Genomic DNA, 21038 nt, shown 5'->3' with positions numbered 1-21038 from the left:
GCCATTCACCTCTTGGGAATCTTGAGGCGGCATGCCTTGAACTGACGAAATCGCATTCCCATCTCTTGCTCACGGACGCCGATAACGGGTCCGTTCACCGGTCGCGCCGCTGCCTGGATGGGGTGGCAGACCAGACATCGCAAACAGTTGCTCCCAGGAGGACACCATGCGTCACGTTGATTTTTCCCCCCTCTATCGCTCCACCGTCGGCTTCGACCGCCTCTTCACGATGCTCGACAGCCTCGGCCAGCCTGACCAGGCTCAGACCTATCCGCCCTATAACATCGAGCGCACCGGCGAAAACGCCTACCGCATCACCATGGCGGTTGCCGGCTTCGACGAAACCGAACTGTCGATCGAAGCGCGCGAACATACGCTGACAATCAAGGGCGAAAAGAGCGAGGACAAGGCCGAAGAAAACCAGTTCCTGCATCGCGGTATTGCCAAGCGCGCCTTCGAGCGTCGCTTCCAGCTTGCCGACCATGTGGAGATCAAGTCCGCTTCGCTGAAGAATGGCCTGCTGCACATCGACCTCACCCGCGAGATCCCGGAAGCAGCCAAGCCGCGCCGGATCGACATTACGTCGGTCGCATCGCAGCCGAAGCAGATCGAGGCCCAGAACCTCTAATCCCTCCCTCCCAAGCTTGAAGAGGCGGCGCCCGAAAGGACGCCGCCTTTTTTTGGGATCGTTGTTTTCGCGTCTTCCCGGACAGGTTCTAGATCATTGAAATAACGCAATGCCGGACGGAAAACCGTTTCACACTTTTCCTGGAATTGCTTTAGGGGCGGACGGGTTCGGCGATGGCGTCCAGCTCTTTGCGGGCGGCGTAACGCTGGGCAATCACCGCGCAGGCCATCAGCTGGATCTGGTGGAAGAGCATGACCGGCAGCACGATCGCACCGATGTTCTGGCCGGCGAAGATGGCGCTTGCCATCGGGATGCCGCTCGCAAGGCTCTTCTTCGAGCCGCAGAAGGTAATGGCGATCTCGTCGGCGCGGTTGAAACCGAAGAGGCGGCTGCCGAACATGGTGACGGCGAGTACCAGCGCCAGCATGACGATCTCGATCGCGACCAGCACCCCGAGATCGGCAAGCGAAAAGGTCTGCCATAGCCCCGATGTGACGGCCTGGCTGAAGGCCAGATAGACGACCATGAGGATCGAACCGCGGTCGACGGGCGCAAGCAGGCCCTTGCGCGCCCGGATCCAGCCGCCGATCCACGGCTGCAACAATTGACCGGCGATGAACGGTGCCAGCAGCTGCAGCAGGATCTGCTCAAGGGCATCCAGCGACACACCGCCATGGCCGCCGGCGGAAAATAGGAGACCGACGAGAAGCGGCGTCAGGAACATGCCGAAGATGTTGGAGGCGGACGCTGAGCAGATTGCTGCCGGGACATTGCCGCCGGCAACCGACGTGAAGGCGATCGACGATTGCACGGTCGAGGGCAGGACGCAGAGGAAGAGGATGCCGGTATAGAGCGCCGGCGGCAGGACCGATGACGGTACGAAGCCGACGACGAGGCCGATCAGCGGGAACAGCACGAAGGTCGATGCCAGGATCGCCAGATGCAGCCGCCAATGCAGGAAGCCGGCTACGACGACATCGCGCGACAATCTTGCGCCATGCAGGAAGAAGACCAGGCCGACCGCCACCTTCGTTGCCATGGCGAACCAGGCCGTCGCCTCGCCATGGATCGGCAGCATCGATGCCAGAAGCACGGTGAGAAGCAGGAGCAGGGTGAAGGTGTCGGGAAGATAGCGGCCCATGTCTGTCACTGGCTCGATTGAGAAACGTCTTGCCGAGAAATGTCATTATGAAGCAGGATGCAAGGAATAACAGTTATCGCGAAATTGGATAATGCATGCTCGACCTCGTGCAACTGCGCAGCTTCGTTGCGCTCGAACAGATGGGCAGCTTCACCCTCGCGGCCGAGAGACTGGCGCTTGGCCAGTCGACGGTCAGTCAACATATTCAAAGGCTTGAGGCGTCGCTCGGGCGCAAGCTCGTTGCCCGCGACACGCACCGGGTCTCGTTGACGACGGATGGTCAGGCCCTGCTTGCCCATGCGCGTTCGATGCTGGCGATCGACGACGAGGTCAAGGCGCTGTTTGCCGAAAGCAGTCTGCGCGGACGATTACGGCTGGGCATGTCGGAGGATTTCGTCACCAGCCGGTTGCCGGGCGTGCTCGAAGATTTCGTTCGCGCCCATCCGTCGGTGGAGCTCGAATTGACGGTAGCACTCAGCGGCGTGCTCTACCATATGCAGGATGGTGGCGAGATCGATCTGGTGCTGGCAAAGCGGCGGCTGGGCGATCCGCGCGGCGAACTGGTCTATCGCGAGCCGCTGGTCTGGTTGGCGCGTGATCCCGAGCGTGTGAAGCGTGACAGGGTGCTGCCGTTGATCGCCTTTCCGCCGCCGAGCATCACGCGCAGCGTGGCGCTCGAGGTGCTCGACCGGCATCGGCTGCCATGGCGGATCGTCTGCACCTGCGGCAGCCTCAGCGGGCTGACGGCCGCCGCCCAAGCGGGCATGGGCGTGCTCGTCCAGCCGCGCAGTATGGCGCCGCAGGGCCTGCGGGAAATACCCACCGGCACCTTGCCGCCGCTGGAGGATGTCGAGTTCGTACTGGTTCCCAGCAAGGGCGCCGACCAGAAGCTGATCGCGGCGCTCTCGACCGAGATTTTGTCGAAGGTGAGGACGTTACAGGGCCAGGCGTGAGCCACAACACCGCGCGTGGCACGCGGTATTGTGGCTCTTTGAATTTGCTGCATAATTTTCTCCTCGGATCTATCCTGATCCAAGGAATTATGCAGTCGCCTCAGCAGGCTGCGACGAAGCGATCGACGTCGTCCATCTTGGTCGCAAAGCTCGTCACCAGGCGATAGAGGCCCTCGTCGGCCGCGAGGCTTCCGGCGAGTTCGTGCGGAACCGGCCAGTCGTAGAAAACGGCGCCTTGCTCCTGCAGTTTCGTCGCCACGTCCTTTTTCAGGATGACGAAGACCTCGTTGGCTTCGACCGGCCAACCGAGCCGGCTGTTGCGCGAAGCGGCGATGCCGTTGGCAAGACGCCGGGCCATGGCGTTGGAATGCCGGGCGAGGTCGAGCCAGAGACCGCCTTCGAGGTAGGCGTCGAACTGGGCCGAGACGAAGCGCGATTTCGAGAACAACTGAGCCGAGCGCTTGCGCAGGAAATGCATCTCGTGCGCCTTCGAAAGATCAAAGAGGACAAGGGCCTCGGCGCACCAGCAGCCGTTCTTCGTGCCGCCGAAGGAAACGAGATCGACGCCACGCTTCCAGGTCATCTCGGCCGGTGTGGCATCGAGGCTGACCAGCGCATTGGCAAAGCGGGCGCCGTCCATGTGCAGCGGCAGCTTGTGTGCATTGGCGACCGCGGCAATCGCCTCGATCTCATCGAGTGCGTAGACGGTGCCGCTTTCGGTCGCTTGCGTCAGCGTGACCGCCATCGGCTGACCGCCATGGACATTGTCGAGCGGGTAGCGGCGAATTTCCGCCTCAAGGCGCGATGCGTCCATCTTGCCATGTTTGCCGTCGACGGGCTTCAACCTCGATCCATGGGTGAAGAATTCCGGAGCGCCGCACTCGTCGGCCGTCACGTGCGCTTCGCGGTGGCAGAACGCGACGCCGCCGGCGCGGCTGGTGCTGGCGAGCGCCAGCGAATTGGCGGCCGTTCCCGTGCCGACGAAGAAGACTGCGACATCGCGCTCGAAAACCTCCGACAGTTTCCTCTCCACCTTCCGGTCGAGCTCACTGGTGCCGTAGGCGGAGGTGTAGCCGTCGGCATGGGTCACGAGGCTCTGGGCGATGGCAGGGTGGGCGCCAGCCCAGTTGTCAGAGGAAAAAATCATCACATATCGTCCTGTTTCACGGTCATATCGACGTCGTTCGGGCGACCATAACCCACCTGCCGGCCGGATCAATCACGGTCGCTGCTATGGAGGCCAACAGGATACCAGTTTGAAACCAAAATGAAGAAAACGTCCGTTTGTCGTAATTAAATTATAAAACCGGGAAATTTTCGGCAATGTTCGGCAAAATCCCTTCTATTATTTGCTCATATGCCCCTTGCGGAGGGGGGCGGTTTCTGGCATAGAGCGCATGAAATAGGACAGTCTTGCTGTCCTATTTCGGTCTAGGGACCGGAACAATCGCCGCAAGTGCCCAAAAAATCGGCAATCGGCGTGTGGCGCAGGGGGATCCGCCGGATTTCATCCGGTTGTTAACGCCTGCCATCAGGATGGTCACTGACATCAATGCCTGATGATGCCGTGCATTATTTGCGACCTGATCAGGATCATGAGACGATGAATGCCCCGGCTTTGCGGCACGTGAATGCGTGCGACGAGAAGCCATGCGCGGGCGCAGGTATGCCCGGACATGCCGGGTTCAACAGGAGGGAAGACGATGACGGATCACACGCCATCACAGCAATCTGGGCTCAACCTCGCACACACTGTTGCGACGGCTGAAAAAACGCCCACATTCCCGTCCGGCCTGCCGCGAAAACAGGGTCTCTATGATCCGCGCAACGAACACGATGCCTGCGGCGTCGGCTTCGTCGCGCATCTGAAGGGTGAGAAGTCGCACCAGATCGTGCGCGACGGCCTCTTCATGCTCGAAAACCTGACGCACCGCGGTGCCGTCGGCGCCGACCCGCTGATGGGTGACGGCGCTGGCATCCTCGTGCAGATCCCCGACCGCTTCTTCCGCGAGGAAATGGCCAAGCAGGGCGTTACCCTGCCGAAGGCCGGCGAATATGGCGTCGGCTACCTCTTCATGCCGCGCGACGAAAAGCTGATTGCCCATTTCAAGGACGTGATCAGCGAAGTGGTCGCCGAGGAAGGCCAGCACGTGCTTGGCTTCCGCGACGTGCCGGTCGACAATTCGTCGCTTTCCAAGGCTCCTGATATCGCTGCGACCGAACCGCACCATGTGCAGGTGTTCATCGGTGCCGGCCGCGATGCCGCGACCAACGCCGAATTCGAGCGTCGCCTGTTCACGCTGCGCAAGGTGATCTCCAACCGCATCTATGCGGAAGCGGAAGGCGGCGATCTCGGCTTCTACGTCGTGTCGCTGTCGACGCAGACGATCGTCTACAAGGGCATGTTCCTGGCCTATCAGGTCGGCGCCTACTACAAGGACCTGGAGGACGAGCGCTTCCAGTCGGCCGTCGCCCTGGTTCACCAGCGCTTCTCGACCAACACGTTTCCGTCCTGGAAGCTCGCGCACCCCTATCGCATGGTCGCCCACAACGGCGAAATCAACACGCTGCGCGGCAACGTCAACTGGATGGCGGCGCGCCAGGCTTCCGTGTCCTCGCCGCTCTTCGGCGACGACATCTCCAAGCTCTGGCCGATCTCCTACGAGGGTCAGTCGGACACCGCCTGTTTCGACAACGCGCTCGAATTCCTGGTGCAGGGCGGTTACTCGCTTTCGCATGCGGTGATGATGCTGATCCCCGAAGCCTGGGCCGGCAACCAGCTGATGTCGCCCGAGCGCAAGGCGTTCTACGAATACCACGCAGCGCTGATGGAGCCGTGGGACGGACCGGCAGCCGTGGCCTTCACCGACGGCCGCCAGATCGGCGCGACGCTCGACCGCAACGGTCTGCGTCCGGCCCGCTATATCGTCACATCTGATGATCGCGTCATCCTCGCGTCTGAAGCCGGCGTGCTTCCGGTCGACGAAGAAAAGATCGTCAAGAAGTGGCGCCTGCAGCCGGGCAAGATGCTGCTCATCGACATGGAGCAGGGTCGCATCATCTCCGACGAGGAGGTGAAGTCTTCGCTCGCCGACAAGCATCCTTACCGCAAGTGGCTCGACGATACCCAGCTCATCCTCGAAGAGTTGAAGCCGGTCGAGCCGCGTGCGCTGCGCCGCGACGTTTCCCTGATCGACCGCCAGCAGGCCTTCGGCTACACGCTCGAAGACACCAAGATCCTGATGTCGCCAATGGCCACCACCGGCCAGGAAGCCATCGGCTCGATGGGCACCGACACGCCGATCTCGGCAATGTCCGACAAGCGCAAGCTGCTCTATACCTACTTCAAGCAGAACTTCGCGCAGGTCACCAACCCGCCGATCGACCCGATCCGCGAAGAGCTGGTGATGAGCCTCGTCTCGTTCATCGGCCCGCGCCCGAACCTGCTCGATCATGCCGGCATGGCGCATGCCAAGCGGCTGGAAGTGCGCCAGCCGATCCTGACCAACGGCGATCTGGAAAAGATCCGCTCGATCGGCCATACCGAGGACCGGTTCGACACCAAGACGCTCGACTTCACCTACGACATTTCGCGCGATGCCGAAGGCATGCCGGAAATGCTCGATCGCCTCTGCGAACGTGCGGAAGCGGCGGTCAAGGGTGGCTACAACATCATCGTGCTTTCCGACCGCCAGGTCGGTCCGGACCGCGTCGCGATCCCGGCGCTGCTGGCAACGGCCGCCGTGCACCACCACCTGATCCGCAAGGGCCTGCGCACCTCGGTCGGCATCGTGCTGGAATCCGGCGAACCGCGTGAAGTGCATCACTTCTGCCTGCTCGCCGGCTACGGCGCCGAAGCGATCAACCCGTATCTTGCCTTCGATACGCTGACCGACATGCACAAGCGCGGCGATTTCCCCAAGGAAGTCGACGGCAGCGAAGTGGTCTACCGCTATATCAAGGCGGTGGGTAAGGGCATCCTCAAGGTGATGTCCAAGATGGGCATCTCGACCTACCAGTCCTATTGCGGCGCGCAGATCTTCGATGCTGTCGGCCTGTCGTCGAAGCTGGTCGACCAGTTCTTCTTCGGGACTGCGACGACGATCGAAGGCATCGGCCTTGAAGAGATCGCGGCCGAAACCGTCGCCCGCCACAAGGCAGCCTTCGGTGCCGATCCGGTGCTTGCCAACACGCTCGATATCGGTGGCGAATATGCCTACCGCATGCGCGGCGAAAGCCACGCCTGGACGCCGGATGCGATCGCCTCGCTGCAGCATGCCGTGCGCGGCAATGCAGAGGATCGCTATCGCGAATTTGCCGAGATGGTGAACAACTCGGCGCTCAGGATGAACACGATCCGTGGCCTGTTCACCGTCAAGAGTGCGGAGGCTGCCGGCCGCAAGCCGATCTCCGTCGACGAGGTCGAGCCGGCCACCGACATCGTCAAGCGCTTCTCGACGGGCGCCATGTCCTTCGGCTCGATCAGCCGCGAGGCGCATACGACGCTGGCAATCGCCATGAACCGGATCGGCGGCAAGTCGAACACCGGCGAAGGCGGCGAGGAAAGCGACCGCTACCTGCCGCTGCCCGATGGCTCGACCAACCCGGAACGGTCGGCGATCAAGCAGATCGCCTCCGGCCGCTTCGGCGTGACCACCGAGTATCTTGTTAATGCCGACATGCTGCAGATCAAGGTGGCCCAGGGCGCCAAGCCCGGCGAGGGCGGGCAGCTGCCCGGCCATAAGGTGGATGCGACCGTCGCCAAGACCCGGCATTCGACGCCGGGCGTCGGCCTGATTTCGCCGCCGCCGCACCACGACATCTACTCGATCGAAGATCTGGCGCAGCTGATCTACGACCTGAAGAACGTCAACCCTGAAGCCGATGTTTCGGTCAAGCTGGTCTCGGAAGTGGGCGTCGGCACGGTTGCTGCCGGTGTCGCCAAGGCGCGCGCCGACCACATCACCGTTTCCGGTTTCGACGGCGGCACCGGCGCATCGCCGCTGACGTCGTTGAAACACGCCGGCAGCCCCTGGGAAATCGGCCTTGCCGAAACTCAGCAGACGCTGGTGCTGAACGGCCTTCGGTCGCGCGTTGCCCTTCAGGTCGATGGTGGCCTGAAGACCGGCCGCGACGTGATCATCGGCGCGCTTCTCGGCGCCGACGAGTTCGGTTTTGCCACCGCGCCGCTGATTGCGGCCGGCTGCATCATGATGCGCAAGTGCCACCTCAACACCTGTCCTGTCGGTGTCGCGACCCAGGATCCGGTGCTGCGCAAGCGCTTCAAGGGCACGGCCGAGCACGTCATCAACTACTTCTTCTTCGTTGCAGAGGAAGTGCGCGAGATCCTCGCCTCGCTCGGCGTGCGCAGGCTCGATGAAATCATCGGTGCTTCCGAACTCTTGGAGAAGGACGGCGCGCTCGCCCACTGGAAGGCCAACGGTCTCGATTTCTCGAAGATCTTCCACAAGGTCGACGCTCCGAAGGCGGAGACCTACTGGACCAGCCGCCAGAAGCACCCGATCGACGACGTGCTCGACCGAACGCTGATCGAGAAGGCCAAGATCGCCTTGGAAACCAAGGCGCCCGTCGCCTTCGAAGCCAAGATCAAGAACGTCGACCGGTCGGCCGGCGCCATGCTTTCGGGTGTGCTTGCCAAGCGCTGGGGCCACAAGGGCCTGAAGGACGATACGATCCACGTCACCCTCAAGGGTACGGCGGGCCAATCCTTCGCCGCCTTCCTGGCGCGCGGCATCACCTTCGACCTGGTGGGCGACGGCAACGACTATGTCGGCAAGGGGCTTTCCGGTGGCCGTATCATCGTCCGGCCGCCTGAAAACACCAAAATCGTGCCCGAAAACTCGATCATCGTCGGCAACACCGTGCTTTACGGCGCGATCTCCGGCGAATGCTACTTCAACGGTGTTGCCGGCGAACGCTTCGCCGTGCGCAATTCCGGTGCCATTGCGGTCGTCGAAGGCGTGGGCGACCACGGCTGCGAATACATGACCGGCGGTGTCGTCGTCGTTCTCGGCGCGACGGGCCGCAACTTCGCGGCCGGCATGTCCGGCGGTGTTGCCTATGTGCTGGACGAGGAAGGCGATTTCGCCCGCCGCTGCAACATGGCGATGGTCGAACTGCAGCCGGTGCCCGAAGAAGACGACATGCTCGAGAAGCTGCATCATCACGGCGGCGACATCATGCACAAGGGCATGGTCGACGTGTCCGGCGATATGACGCGCCACGACGAGGAGCGGCTCTATCAGCTGATCTCCAGCCACCTGCACCACACGGGCTCGCCCCGGGCAAAGGCGATCCTCGACCATTGGGCAGACTACCGGCCGAAATTCCGCAAGGTCATGCCGGTCGAATATCGTCGTGCGCTCGAAGACATGGAACGCATGAAAATGGCAGAGGCGGCCGAATAGAGGCCCCGGTGAAAAGGGCTCCCGGTTCCGAAAAGGGTTCGGGGGTTCATCACGCGCGCTTGTCTCAAGCGCCTGTTCAGACGCATAGCTATCAGGATGATACGATGGGTAAGGTAACTGGTTTTCTCGAGATCGACCGGCAAGTGGCAAAGTACCAGCCGGCGTCCGACCGCATCCGCCATTTCCGTGAATTCACCATTCCGATGTCGGAACCGGAGGTGCAGAAGCAGGCGGCACGCTGCATGGATTGCGGCATCCCCTACTGCCATGGGCCGACCGGGTGTCCGGTGCACAACCAGATCCCCGACTGGAACGATCTGGTCTACAACGGCAACTGGGAAGAGGCGATCCGCAACCTGCATTCGACCAACAACTTCCCGGAATTCACCGGCCGCGTCTGCCCCGCGCCGTGCGAGGAAGCGTGCACGCTGAACCTCGAGGATGCGCCGGTCGCGATCAAGACCGTCGAGCAGGCGATCGCCGACAAGGCCTATGAAATGGGTTACATCGTGCCGCAGCCGGCTGTTACCAAGACCGGCAAGAAGGTCGCCGTCATTGGTTCGGGTCCGGCCGGCATGGCCGCCGCCCAGCAGATGGCGCGCGCCGGTCACGAGGTTCACGTCTACGAGCGCGAGAGCAAGCCCGGCGGCCTGCTGCGCTACGGCATCCCCGACTTCAAGATGGAGAAGAACTTCATTGATCGCCGCGTCGAGCAGATGAAGGGCGAAGGCGTCACCTTCCATTGCGGCGTCAATGTCGGCGTCGACCTGCCGGCCGAGCAACTGATCGATCGCCACGATGCCGTGCTCTATTGCGGCGGCTCCGAAACGCCGCGCAATGCCGGCATCCCCGGTGTCGAATTCGCCGGCGTGCATGACGCCATGCCCTATCTCGTGCAGCAGAACCGCCGGGTCGGGCGTGAGAACATCGACAGCACCGGCTGGCCGTCAGCGCCTATCCTTGCCGGCGGCAAGCACATCGTCGTCGTCGGCGGTGGCGACACCGCCTCCGACTGCGTCGGCACGGCCTTCCGCCAGGGTGCCGTCAAGGTCACCCAGCTCGACATCCGCCCGCAGCCGCCGGAAAAGGAAGACAAGCTTGCCGTCTGGCCGTTCTGGGCGACCAAGATGCGCACCTCGTCCAGCCAGGCCGAAGGCGCGATCCGCGAGTTCCAGGTCGCGACGTTGGAGTTTGTCGGCGACGAGGACGGCAACCTCATCGGCGTCAAGTGCTGCCAGGTGGACGATCGCCGCAAGCCGATTGCCGGCACGGAGTTCATCATCAAGGCCGATCTCGCCTTCATCGCCATCGGCTTCAGCGGCCCGTTCACCGATAGCGTACTGAAGGATCTCGGCGACAAGCTGACGCTCAACACCGATCGTCGTGGCTCGACCAACGTCGTTGCCAACGACCGCGACTACAAGACTTCGGTCGACAAGTTCTGGACGGCCGGCGACGTTCGCCGCGGCCAGTCGCTCGTCGTCTGGGCGATCCGCGAAGGCCGCCAGGCGGCCCGCGCGATCGACGAGGCGCTGATGGGATCGTCGATCCTGCCGCGCTGACATCATTGCTCCCAAGTGCAAAAAGGGCTCCGCCGGTTCATCGTGGGGCCCCTTTTGCTTTAGGGAATTTCCAGGAAAAGTGCGAAGCGGCTTTCCGTCAGGAAATGCGTAAAAACAAAGAGATAGAGCATCTGTGCGCTTCCGTCCAAATCGGAAACGCTCTAGGCGAAGCGATCGCCGTGACGATGGTTGTCGCACGCAGCCGCTCGAAAAAGTGTTAGTTCCGGATCACCGGATTGCTGATGACCGTACTAGGCTTGGCGAGGCGGAAATCGTCGACACGGCCGACAGGTGCCGCGGCAACATCCCCCTTGTCGACCAGTCGGTCGCGCGGGCTCTTGCCTGTGCCCTTGTTGGGTGCGGCATCGCCGAGCAGTGCTGCAGCGCCGTCGAGATCCGGATCGGTGAGGCCGATCGGCTGCGTCTTGACGATGTCCTCGTTGGCAAGCGGCGCGGTAACCACAAGGTCCTTCAGCCCATCGGCGCCCGGCACGTCCTTGTCGGTCGCCGCGGCATCCCCGAGCAGGCGGCGAATGTCCTTTTCCACGTAGAAGGCGAGCTTGCGTTTACCGGCTTTGGTCAGGTTGATCCCGTCGGCGCCGCGCAATCGAACCTGCTGGCCGTTGATGTCGGAGCCGGTCAGCACGAACTTGCCGCCTTCGTCGACGAAACCGTCCCAAATGTCGACGAACTGGCCACCGACCTTTTCGACTTCCTCGCGGTAGATGCCGTTGAACGTCACCATGTCGGCGGTCATCGCGGCGGACTGGAACGGCGGCATGCCGACCCACAGGACCGGCAGTTTTTCCTTGTGTGCCAACTCTGCTAGCGCATGGACACGTTTGCGGTATTCCTCGGTCCAAAGATCGGTGCGGTACTTTTCCTTGGTGCTGCCGATCTGCATCTGCTGACGATCGTTGGCGCCGAGGCTGATGATGATGACGGAAGGCTTGATCTCGCCCACATAGCTCGGCAGCGTCACCGGCCAGTTGAAATAGTCCTCGCGCACCAGCCCGGACGAGCCGCTTGCGCGCGTCTCGATGGTGATGCCGGGCGTCATCTCGAATGCGGTCTTCAGGCCATCGCCGAGGCTGCCGGCCATGAAGTCGCCGACGACCAGAACCTTCTTGGAGTCCGGCGCCTTTTCAACCGGCTGCGGCACCGGCGCCGCATCGGCAATGGCGGGCTTTGCCTTTTGCTGGCCCGGAGCCTTCTGTCGTTGCGGGGTTTGGCTTTGGCGGGCGCGCCTCGGGCGCGGCTGTTGCGGAAACTCGTACCGCTCGTCGATTACGCGGCGTTCGCGCGTGAGGCCGCCGAACAGCATCTGGAAGAGATTGCGTCGCTGCACCCTCTGCTGGGCTTCCGCATAACTTGCGGCAAAGCCGACGAACAGCATCGCAGCTGCGGCGATGATCATCGTCGCCGTCCTCCAGGGCATTGCGCCCCCTGTCATCCGGGCCTTGGTTTTCGCATGCATATCTGATCATCCATCGAACGGACGGCGGCCGCAAGGCCGCCGTCGCGTTTCGGGCGTGCGCGTCAGTTGCGCAGGGCGCGCAGCAGATGTTGTGTCGGCTCGCCGTCCGGCGCCAGGCCGTTCTTCGATTGGAACTCCTGGATCGCAGCCTTGGAGCCGGATCCGAAATTGCCGTCGACTTCGCCGCTGTAATAACCCAGTTCCTTCAGGCGGTTCTGCAATTCGAACTTCTCGCTGATATCGAGCGAACCGTCCGGTCGCGGCCAGCGCTGCTGCATTCCGGCATAACCGGCGATCTGGTCGGCAAGAAGACCGACGCCGAGCGCGTAACTGTCCGACGCGTTGTAGCGCTTGATGACGAAGAAGTTCTTGGTCATCAGGAAGCCTGGACCGTTACCGCCGCTCGGCAGCTTCAGTTCGGCCCGCGAATTGCCGTTGCGGAAGCCCTTGCCGTTCGGGCGGAGGAAACCGAGTGCTGCCCACTGGGCAAGCGTCTTCGTCTGTCCGGAATATTTCGCGGCGTTGGCCGGTGGTGCGACTTCGTAGCCCCAGGTCTCGCCCGCTTGCCAGCCGTTCTTCTTCAAAAGGTTGGCGGCGGTCGCAAGCGCGTCGGGCACCGAATTCCAGATGTCACGATGGCCGTTACCATCAGCGTCGACCGCGTAGAGCAGATAGCTGGTCGGGATGAATTGCGTGTGTCCCATGGCGCCGGCCCAGGAGCCGGTCAGTTCGCGCGGGGTGATGTCGCCGCTCTGCAGGATCTTGAGTGCGGCAATCAGCTGGGTCTTGGCGAATTTCGCGCGCTTGGGATCGGCATAGGCAAGGGTTGCGAGCGCCCGCGGCACGTAGTGCAGGCGGTCGTCCTTTTCGAGAACGGCGCCGTAGTTCGATTCCATCGACCAGATCGCCAGCAGGATCGTCTTGTCGACGCCGAAGTGCTTTTCGATCGAATTCAGCGTGCGGGCGTGCTTGGCGGCCATCTCCTGGCCGACGCGCTTGGTGTAGGGGTTGACGCGGGAATCGATGTATTCCCAGATCTTGTGCTTGAACTCAGGCTGGTAATTGGCCTTTTCGATCACGGTGGCGTCGGGTGTCTTCACGCCGGCAAAGGCCTTGCGATAGGTCGCCTGGGTGATGCCGCTCTTTGCAGCCGTGGCATAGAAGTTGTTGATCCAATTCTGGAATCCGGCATCGGCGCGCGCGGGGGAGGTGCCAAGCGCGACGGCGGATAGGACGAAGGCGGCTGCGATATGACGGAAAAACGTCCTGCGGTTTCTGATCATCAGCTGTCGGTTCCGTTTCTCTGCGGAGCCTCAGCCGTCATAGCCGGGACATTTCCGCATGGTGGCAGTCTGGAGCCAGCCTTGCGGTTCGGCGACCGCCGGCGGTTCCTGTTCTCGGATCCGGCCGCAGTCGATGCAGCGCCGGATTAAGGCGAATCTACAGAAACGTGGTCAACAAACCCTTTACCATGAAAAGGCCATTGCGTCTTCCGTGGAAGAAAATGCGAGTACCGTCCGTATCTGCATTTTTTTCGTCCCGGTTCAGCGTGCGTTCACATCGTTGCGTAGAGATTGCCGCCGCACTGCAAAGCGCTGCACGATTCCTTAAATTGATTTTGATTTAAGGATTTTAACAGCAACACTCAGGATTGAAATCCGAATGAAGGAGGTACCGATGACCGACAAGCGTAAAGTCCGCAAAGCCGTGTTCCCGGTCGCTGGTCTGGGCACGCGTTTCCTGCCGGCCACCAAGGCCGTGCCGAAGGAAATGCTGACGGTGGTGGACAAGCCGGTCATTCAATATGTGGTCGACGAGGCGATGGAAGCTGGTATCGAGCACCTGATCTTTGTCACCGGCCGCAGCAAGGCCGTGATCGAGGACTATTTCGATATCCAGGTCGAACTCGACCAGACCCTGCGCGAGCGCAACAAGAAGATCGAGATCGAGCTTCTCGACACCATTCTGCCGAAGGCCGGCACGACGAGCTTCACCCGCCAGCAGGCGCCGCTCGGCCTTGGCCATGCCGTGTGGTGCGCCCGCGAGCTGGTCGGCAACGAGCCTTTCGCGCTGTTGCTGCCCGACATGATCATGAAGGGCGAGAAGGGCTGCCTGAAGGGCATGGTCGAGCTCTACGAACAGAGCGGCGGCAACGTCATAGCAGTCGAGGAATGCGCACCGGACCAGGCCCACAAATACGGGATCGTCGGTGTCGGCGACAAGGTCGGCGACGGCTTCAAGATCACCAAGATGGTCGAGAAGCCCGCACCGGGAACGGCGCCGTCGAACTTCTTCATCAACGGCCGCTACATCCTGCAGCCGGAAATCTTCCCGATCCTGGAGAAACAGGAGCGTGGCGCCGGCAACGAGATCCAGTTGACCGACGGGATGCTGAAGCTTTCGGAGGTCCAGCAGTTCGCCGCCTATCATTTCCGCGGCGAGACCTACGACTGTGGCGCCAAGGATGGCTTCATCCTCGCCAACGTCGCCTTCGCGCTGGAGCGCGCCGATATCCGCCCGATCGTGGAGGGCCCGCTGAAGGCGCTTTTGAGCAGCTTGAAGTAATCCCGGTTCAACCGAAACGAAAAGGCCGCGTCCCCCACGGGCGCGGCCTTTTTCTTTGTGTGGAAATGCGCATTGCCGCCCGGCCTTTATGCATGGCGGCCTCTCTGCTTTTACTCAACGCCGCAGCACAAGACCGACGCCGACGCGGGTGATGTCGGTCGTATCGCCGACGTCGGGCGTGGTGCGCTCATAGCTGACATCGCCGATTAGTGCGAGGTAACGGTTCATATCCCAGGTGAGGCCTGCGCCGGTGCGCCAGGTTGTCTCGTCGAGGGAACTGGAGTCTGACGGATATTTGCGGATGATCAGGGTGTTGGACAGTCGTGCAACCAGATCGGAGCGCATCTCGTGGGTGATGATGTTGGTCAAGGCATAGTCCATCGATCCGGAAACGCCCGCTGTCGTCGACGGGTCGAGACCGGTCGATAGCCCGAAGAGCACATCCGTACCGCGTTGCGGCGACCAGTTGAGGCGGCCGTCGACGGACAGGCCGCTGACGTCGCTGAGCCGGTCATCTTCGAAACGATAGGTCTCGTAGCCAAGGGCGATCTCGCCGTAGAGCTTCTCGCCAAGGTCGACCTCCAGACCGCCACGTGTCGCGTAGCTCTGGTAGGAGCGCTCGAAGCCGAGCGTGTCCTGGCGAAGATCGTAGATCGACCCGCCGACCGCGGCCTCGATGAACGGGATCAGTGCCGGTGACATTTCATAGCCGACGCGCGCCGTCAGGGTTCCGTTGTTGCGGTTTCGGTCTTCGACCGACATCGTCGTGCCGTTTTCCAGCTCGACGTCGCCATAGGTCTGCCGTTCGAATTCGAGCCCGACCGATCCGCGGATGAGGCCGAAGTCGCGCTCGATGGCAGCGCCGAGCCGATAGGTGTTGACGCCCGATTGTGTCTTGGCATTCGAGATCGCGTTCGGATCGTCGGCGTCCTCACGGTCGAAGCTGTAGCCTGCCCGAAGACGCGCAACGGTTTCATCTGAGAGATCGAGGCGCAGTTCCGCGTCGATGTCAGCGCGAGGCTCTTCCTCGCCCTCGCCGGAGATGTTGTTCTGCAACACGCCAGCGCCGATAACCGTCAGTTCGTGGCGGGACCAATCCGACGTCAGGGTGCCGCGGATGCCGGTTTCCAGATAACCGCGGTTCTGCTTGTTGTTGTTGCCGTTGTTGCGCCATTCATGGTTGATCGTCTCGCCGATTTCCGGCCGCAGCGTGAATGTGCCGATGCGAACGCCGGGTGCGCGGTCGTCTTCCGGCTCTATTCGCGTCCGCAATCCATCGATCGTTGGTTCGCGGCGGTTGAGACGGATGAGGTCTTCGTCCGAGGCCGGAGACAGATCGTCGGTGCTGACGGCGCCCGTCGTTTGCGGATCGGCGATCGCCGGTGCTGCGGTTGCTGTGCCGGGGGCAACGATGCCAGGGGTCGTCGGCACGGCGGCGTTCGTCACCGTTTGGGCATGCGCCGAAAGCGGAGCGGCCATCGCGGTGCCGGCCAGCAGCAACGCCACCAGCGTCAAACGCCGCGCGTCTCTTCCGATCGAGCGAGTGTTGTCTGGCACCATCTGCCGTTTGTCCGCGAGCCTGATTGCAATCCTTTCGCAATCGTAAAGCCGCGTGGTTAACCAATCGTTTCCAAACGGCAAAAACGCGTTAACGACATGCGCAAAAACAAGAGCTTAAAGCGCAGCACGCGCATCTGAACGGTCGCGGCGCTTTAGGCGCTCTCGACCGTCAGGTTGCGCCCGTGGCTGGCAACGATGCGAACGCGCGTACCGGCGGGCAGATCGGGCCCCTCGACGATCCAGATCGTATCGTCCAGACGCACGCGGCCGTGGCCCTCGGCAATCGGCTTTTCAAGCACGGCGGTTCGGCCGACGAGGCTTTGGGCCCGTTGGTTGAGCAGCGGTTCGTCCGTCTCCCTGGAAGACGAGGAGATGAAGTGCCGCCCAAGGAGAACGGCGACGATGGACAGAAGCGCGAAGACGACGAACTGAACCTGCCAGCCCCAGACGACAGTGTCCCACAGCAAAAGCGACAGAACGCCGGTGATGAGCGCGGCAATGGCGATCCAGACGAGGAAAACGCCGGGTGCGACGACTTCGGCCGCCAGCAGTGCAAGACCGAGAACCCACCAGCTCCAGGGGCCGAGTTCAAGGATGATGCGCTGGACCATCGCCTATTGTCCCTGAGGTTCAAACGGATCGGACGCCGGGCCGGTGCGCGGTGTCGTCGATTGGCGCTGCCGGGGGGCTGGCGCCTGGTTGTCGCCGAACACTTCCCTGGCAATTGCGCCAATGCCGCCGAGCGAGCCGATCAGCGCGGACGCTTCCATAGGCATCAGTATGATCTTCTGGTTGTTGGCAGTGCCGATCGCAGCAAGCGCTTCGGTGTATTTCTGGGCGACGAAGTAGTTGATCGCCTGGACGTCACCGGCAGCGATCGCCGCCGACACCATCTGTGTCGCTTTGGCCTCGGCCTCGGCCAGACGTTCGCGCGCCTCGGCGTCGCGGAAGGCGGCCTCGCGCTGGCCTTCGGCCTGCAGGATGGCCGACTGCTTGGCACCTTCGGCACGCAGGATCTGCGCGTTTCTCGACCCTTCCGCTTCCAGCACCTGGGCGCGCTTCTCGCGCTCGGCCTTCATCTGCCGAGCCATGGCGTCGACGAGATCCTTCGGCGGTGCGATGTCCTTGAGTTCGACGCGGGTGATCTTGATGCCCCAGGGGTTGGCGGCGTCATCGACCACGCGCAACAGCTTGTCGTTGATGGTGTCGCGGTTCGACAAAAGTTCGTCGAGGTCCATCGACCCCATGACCGAGCGGATGTTGGTCATGGTCAGGTTGAGAATGGCGTTTTGAAGATCGGACACCTGGTAGGCAGCCTGGGCGGCGTTGAGCACCTGGTAGAACGCGACGGCATCGGCCGACACGCTGGCGTTGTCCTTGGTGATGACTTCCTGGGTCGGAACGTCGAGGACCTGCTCCATCACGTTCATCCTGGCGCCGATCCGGTCGATGAACGGAATGATGATGTTGAGACCCGGTTCCATCGTCTTGGTGTAGCGGCCGAAGCGCTCCACCGTATAGCGATAGCCCTGCGGCACCGTCTTGACCATGGTGATGATCACAAAGATCACCAAGACCACCAATGCGATGACCGCAATATCAAATCCGCCCAAAGACACGTCCCCCATGATCACAACCCCAGTTTGAAGTGACACTCTAACCCAGACGTGGGCATCGGTCAGTCTATTTCAAGCGGTCGTCGCAGATTTCGGCTTCAAAGCCAGCCGCTTAGCTCCCGGCGCACGACATGCTCGAGAACCATCATGCCCTCGGCACTGTCGTTGAGACAGGGGATATGTGCAAACTTTTCGCCGCCATTGTGATGGAAGCTCTCGGCCGCCTGCTCGGCGATCTCCTCGAGCGTTTCCAGACAGTCGGAAACGAAGCCTGGGTTGATCACGGCGATGCGCTTGACGCCGTCCTGCGCCAGCTTCTCGACCGTCTTGTCGGTATAGGGCTGCAGCCATTCTTCCGGCCCGAAGCGGGACTGGAAGGTTACCTGCAGCTTGTCCTTGGACCACCCGAGCTTTTCGCGCAGCAGACGCGCGGTCTTCTGGCACTGGCAATAGTAGGGATCGCCCTTTTCGAAGTAACTCTTCGGGATGCCGTGGAAGGAGGTGAGCACCACTTCCGGCTCCCAGTCGAGTGTCGCCAGATGCCGCGTGATCGAAGTTGCCAGCGCGTCGATATAGACGGGATCGTCATGATAGGGCGGAACGGTGCGCAGCGCCGGCTGCCAGCGCATCTTGAGCAGGGCTTCGAATGCCTTGTCGTTGACGGTGGCTGTCGTTGCCGCGGCGTATTGCGGATAGAGCGGGAACAAGAGGATGCGTTCGCATCCGGCCTTCTGCAGGGCTTCCATGCGCGAGGCGATCGACGGCTGGCCGTAGCGCATGCCCCAATCGACGACGATGTGCGGCTGATTGGCGAAGGCTTCCGCCATCAAGGTCGCCTGGTTGCGGGTATAGGTGCGCAGGTAGCTTTCGTTCAGATCCTTGTTCCAGATCATTTCATAGGCCTTGCCGACCTTGCCGGGGCGGGTGTTGAGCACGATGCCGTAGAGGATCGGATACCAGAACAACCGCGACCATTCGATGACGCGGCGATCGCTGAGGAACTCCTTGAGATAGCGGCGCATCGAGGTGTAGTCGGTGCCATCGGGCGTGCCGAGATTGACCAGCAGAACGCCGACCTTTCCGGATTTAACGGTCGGGTGATCGCTTTGGGCGGTCGCGGCGGGCGCGTTGGTCATCTCGGTCCTCGTGGTCACGTATAAGCAGGTGCATGCACTTTTCGTCACGTCCTTCTAAGAAGAAAAGCCGGTGCGGGGAAGCCCGCGCCGGCTCTCGAAGGAGAGGCAAATTGTCTTACTTTGCCGGAATCTCCAGTTCGGTTCCGACATGCAGGTGGCGCGGAGCGGGCTTGCCGTTGGCCGCGGAGATCTTTGCCCAGAGCGCACCATCGCCGTAGAACGCCTTGGCGAGATCCCAAAGCGTGTCGCCCTTGGCGATGACATGCTTCTGCGGACCGGAGGCCGTCGCGCTCGCGGCGGCGTCGGCTGCAGGCTGCGTTGCCGTTGCCGGTTCGGCAGTCGTGGCGCCGGCGGCTGCAGCGACTTCGGTGATGCGGCCATCCGTGTAGGGCTTGAACGGCTGGTGCGCGGCGAGATAGTCGGCCAGAACGGTTTCGAGGCCCGGACCGTAGTCGTAGGCGTTCTCACCCTTGTCCTTGAAGATTGCGTAGCCGTCGCCGCCATTGCGCATGTAGTTGTTGGTGACGATCGAATAGGTCTTTGCCGGATCGAGCGGCACGAAGCCTTCGCCTTCCTTTACCTCGACCGAGACGACGCGGCTGCCCACTTCCTTCGACTTGTCGAAGGAATATTTCATGCCGGCCACCTGCGGGAAACGGCCGCCGGGTTCTTCAAGCTTGCTGAGGCCGTTCTCAAGCGCGGCACGGATGCCGTCACCCTTGAGCTGGAAGGTCGCAACCGTGTTCTGGAACGGCAGCACGGTGATGGCTTCGCCCATCGAAACGTCGCCGGCATCGATGGAGGCGCGCAGGCCACCGCCATTGGTGATGGCGATCGTCACGCCCTGGCCCTTGACGCGGTCGAGCATGGCGTCGGCAACGAGGCTGCCCATTTCGCATTCCCTGGCCCGGCAATTGTCACGCGAACCGTCGATCGGGGCCTCGGTCTTGCCGATGATCTTGGAGCGCAGCTCCTCGATCGGCTTGGCGAGTTCGGCCACGCGGGTCAAAACGGACTGATCCGGCTTGACGGAAGAATCGACCAGGATCGGATCGCCCTTGGCAGCCTTCACCACGCCGTTGTCGTCGAAGGTGACGACGAGATCGCCGAGGTACTTGCTATAGGAGGCGGCCTGGACGACCGGAACCTTGTAGCCACCGGGGTTGTCGACCATCGTCGGGTAGGGGCCTTCGGCCTTTGCGTCGGTGTTCGACAGCAGGCTGTGGGAGTGGCCGCCGACGACGACGTCGACATCGGGGATCTTTGCGATCGCGGCGAGGTCACGCGGGTAGCCGACATGGGTGAGCGCGATGATCTTGTCGACGCCCTGCTTCTTCAGCTCTTCAACCGCGGCAGTCGTGGTGGCGACGTCGTCACCGATCAGGATGTCCGGGCCGGGGGAGGAGAGTTCGGGCGTATCGTTGGCGACGGCGCCGACGATGCCGATCTTCTGGCCGCCGGCTTCGAGAACGATCGACGGCTTGATGCGGTCACCGATCTTCGACTTGTGACTGGGCAATACGTTGGCGGTGACGACGGGGAACTCGATCTTATCGAGGAAGCCGACAAGGCCATCTTCGCTCTCGTCGAATTCATGGTTGCCGACCGTCATCGCGTCGAACTTCATCAGGTTGAGGAATTCGGCTTCGGCCAGACCCTTGTAGGTGGTGAAGAACAGCGAACCCTGGAAGTTGTCGCCGGCATTCAACAGCAAGACGTTCTTGCCGGACAGATCCTGGCGTTTCTGGTCGATCAGAGACTTCAGGCGGGCGACGCCACCGAAGCACTCGTTCTTGCCTTCCTCTTCGGCCGAGCAGGTCGAATCGAACTTGTTGATCGATTCGATACGGGAGTGGAGATCGTTGATGTGCAGGATGTTCAGTTCATAATCGGCGAAGGCTGCGCCCGAGGAGAGGGCAAGAATGGACGCGGTCATCAGGCCGGTCCGTATGTGTCTGATCATGATGTTCTC

14 protein-coding genes are annotated in these 21038 nt (G+C 62.0%); 5 read left to right on the top strand and 9 right to left on the bottom strand.

Annotated elements, in window-relative coordinates:
* Positions 1–166 precede the first annotated feature (166 nt).
* Positions 167–628 (top strand): Hsp20 family protein, encoded by a 462-nt coding sequence (locus tag J3R84_RS15175; protein ID WP_025424819.1) that lies wholly within the window; start codon positions 167–169, stop codon positions 626–628.
* 151 nt (positions 629–779) lie between these two features.
* On the opposite strand, the gene J3R84_RS15170 is transcribed toward J3R84_RS15175, so the two are convergent.
* Positions 780–1769 (bottom strand): bile acid:sodium symporter family protein, encoded by a 990-nt coding sequence (locus J3R84_RS15170; RefSeq protein ID WP_025424818.1) that lies wholly within the window; start codon positions 1767–1769, stop codon positions 780–782.
* Between the two features lie 95 nt (positions 1770–1864).
* On the opposite strand from J3R84_RS15170, the gene J3R84_RS15165 reads away from it, so the two are divergent.
* Entirely contained in the window at positions 1865–2722 is an 858-nt protein-coding gene (locus tag J3R84_RS15165) for a LysR substrate-binding domain-containing protein (RefSeq protein ID WP_057217950.1), read from the top strand.
* A 100-nt stretch (positions 2723–2822) separates the two neighbouring features.
* Here J3R84_RS15165 and J3R84_RS15160 read toward each other — a convergent pair whose 3' ends face one another.
* Positions 2823–3869: a threonine aldolase family protein gene (locus J3R84_RS15160; protein ID WP_203528341.1), complete on the bottom strand. Its 1047-nt coding sequence runs from the start codon at positions 3867–3869 to the stop codon at positions 2823–2825.
* Positions 3870–4425: 556 nt separating this feature from the next.
* On the opposite strand from J3R84_RS15160, the gene gltB reads away from it, so the two are divergent.
* Entirely contained in the window at positions 4426–9150 is a 4725-nt protein-coding gene (gltB, locus tag J3R84_RS15155; protein WP_025424815.1) for a glutamate synthase large subunit, read from the top strand.
* A 104-nt stretch (positions 9151–9254) separates the two neighbouring features.
* Positions 9255–10712, top strand: a complete 1458-nt coding sequence (locus J3R84_RS15150) for a glutamate synthase subunit beta (protein WP_025424814.1) — start codon at positions 9255–9257, stop codon at positions 10710–10712.
* A gap of 217 nt (positions 10713–10929) precedes the next feature.
* Here J3R84_RS15150 and J3R84_RS15145 read toward each other — a convergent pair whose 3' ends face one another.
* On the bottom strand, positions 10930–12150 hold the full coding sequence (locus J3R84_RS15145; protein WP_225906338.1) for an SGNH/GDSL hydrolase family protein: 1221 nt from the start codon (positions 12148–12150) through the stop codon (positions 10930–10932).
* 101 nt (positions 12151–12251) lie between these two features.
* Positions 12252–13472, bottom strand: a complete 1221-nt coding sequence (locus J3R84_RS15140) for a lytic murein transglycosylase (RefSeq protein ID WP_025424812.1) — start codon at positions 13470–13472, stop codon at positions 12252–12254.
* A gap of 394 nt (positions 13473–13866) precedes the next feature.
* Here J3R84_RS15140 and galU point away from each other — a divergent pair, with 394 nt between their 5' ends.
* Entirely contained in the window at positions 13867–14754 is an 888-nt protein-coding gene (gene galU / locus J3R84_RS15135) for a UTP--glucose-1-phosphate uridylyltransferase GalU (RefSeq protein ID WP_025424811.1), read from the top strand.
* A 114-nt stretch (positions 14755–14868) separates the two neighbouring features.
* On the opposite strand, the gene J3R84_RS15130 is transcribed toward galU, so the two are convergent.
* The 5 genes from J3R84_RS15130 to J3R84_RS15110 all read right to left on the bottom strand — a co-directional run bounded on the left by J3R84_RS15130 (position 14869) and on the right by J3R84_RS15110 (position 21029).
* A complete protein-coding gene (locus tag J3R84_RS15130; protein ID WP_025424810.1) occupies positions 14869–16314 on the bottom strand; it encodes an outer membrane beta-barrel protein in 1446 nt (481 codons plus the stop codon).
* Between the two features lie 152 nt (positions 16315–16466).
* Positions 16467–16925 carry an NfeD family protein gene (locus J3R84_RS15125; protein ID WP_025424809.1) on the bottom strand — a complete coding sequence of 153 codons (459 nt, stop codon included), beginning with the start codon at positions 16923–16925 and terminating at the stop codon, positions 16467–16469.
* A gap of 3 nt (positions 16926–16928) precedes the next feature.
* The gene (locus J3R84_RS15120) at positions 16929–17927 is read right to left on the bottom strand and encodes an SPFH domain-containing protein (protein ID WP_025424808.1); all 999 of its coding nucleotides are present in this window, start codon (positions 17925–17927) and stop codon (positions 16929–16931) included.
* Between the two features lie 101 nt (positions 17928–18028).
* On the bottom strand, positions 18029–19066 hold the full coding sequence (gene hemH, locus J3R84_RS15115) for a ferrochelatase (RefSeq protein WP_025424807.1): 1038 nt from the start codon (positions 19064–19066) through the stop codon (positions 18029–18031).
* A gap of 115 nt (positions 19067–19181) precedes the next feature.
* Positions 19182–21029 (bottom strand): bifunctional metallophosphatase/5'-nucleotidase, encoded by a 1848-nt coding sequence (locus J3R84_RS15110; RefSeq protein ID WP_025424806.1) that lies wholly within the window; start codon positions 21027–21029, stop codon positions 19182–19184.
* Positions 21030–21038 lie beyond the last annotated feature (9 nt).

Source organism: Ensifer canadensis (assembly GCF_017488845.2).
GTDB classification, from domain to species: domain Bacteria; phylum Pseudomonadota; class Alphaproteobacteria; order Rhizobiales; family Rhizobiaceae; genus Ensifer; species Ensifer canadensis.
This window is presented reverse-complemented; position numbering and strand designations above follow the sequence as displayed.

What these genes read in the sequence shown, in the direction of transcription:
- J3R84_RS15110 (WP_025424806.1), bottom strand. Translation starts at nt 21,029, where the DNA reads ATGATCAGACACATACGGACCGGCCTGATGACCGCGTCCATTCTTGCC.
- J3R84_RS15160 (WP_203528341.1), bottom strand. Translation starts at nt 3,869, where the DNA reads ATGATTTTTTCCTCTGACAACTGGGCTGGCGCCCACCCTGCCATCGCC.
- J3R84_RS15125 (WP_025424809.1), bottom strand. Translation starts at nt 16,925, where the DNA reads ATGGTCCAGCGCATCATCCTTGAACTCGGCCCCTGGAGCTGGTGGGTT.
- J3R84_RS15140 (WP_025424812.1), bottom strand. Translation starts at nt 13,472, where the DNA reads ATGATCAGAAACCGCAGGACGTTTTTCCGTCATATCGCAGCCGCCTTC.
- galU (WP_025424811.1), top strand. Translation starts at nt 13,867, where the DNA reads ATGACCGACAAGCGTAAAGTCCGCAAAGCCGTGTTCCCGGTCGCTGGT.
- J3R84_RS15165 (WP_057217950.1), top strand. Translation starts at nt 1,865, where the DNA reads ATGCTCGACCTCGTGCAACTGCGCAGCTTCGTTGCGCTCGAACAGATG.
- J3R84_RS15170 (WP_025424818.1), bottom strand. Translation starts at nt 1,769, where the DNA reads ATGGGCCGCTATCTTCCCGACACCTTCACCCTGCTCCTGCTTCTCACC.
- hemH (WP_025424807.1), bottom strand. Translation starts at nt 19,066, where the DNA reads ATGACCAACGCGCCCGCCGCGACCGCCCAAAGCGATCACCCGACCGTT.
- J3R84_RS15150 (WP_025424814.1), top strand. Translation starts at nt 9,255, where the DNA reads ATGGGTAAGGTAACTGGTTTTCTCGAGATCGACCGGCAAGTGGCAAAG.
- J3R84_RS15175 (WP_025424819.1), top strand. Translation starts at nt 167, where the DNA reads ATGCGTCACGTTGATTTTTCCCCCCTCTATCGCTCCACCGTCGGCTTC.
- J3R84_RS15145 (WP_225906338.1), bottom strand. Translation starts at nt 12,150, where the DNA reads ATGCCCTGGAGGACGGCGACGATGATCATCGCCGCAGCTGCGATGCTG.
- gltB (WP_025424815.1), top strand. Translation starts at nt 4,426, where the DNA reads ATGACGGATCACACGCCATCACAGCAATCTGGGCTCAACCTCGCACAC.
- J3R84_RS15130 (WP_025424810.1), bottom strand. Translation starts at nt 16,314, where the DNA reads ATGGTGCCAGACAACACTCGCTCGATCGGAAGAGACGCGCGGCGTTTG.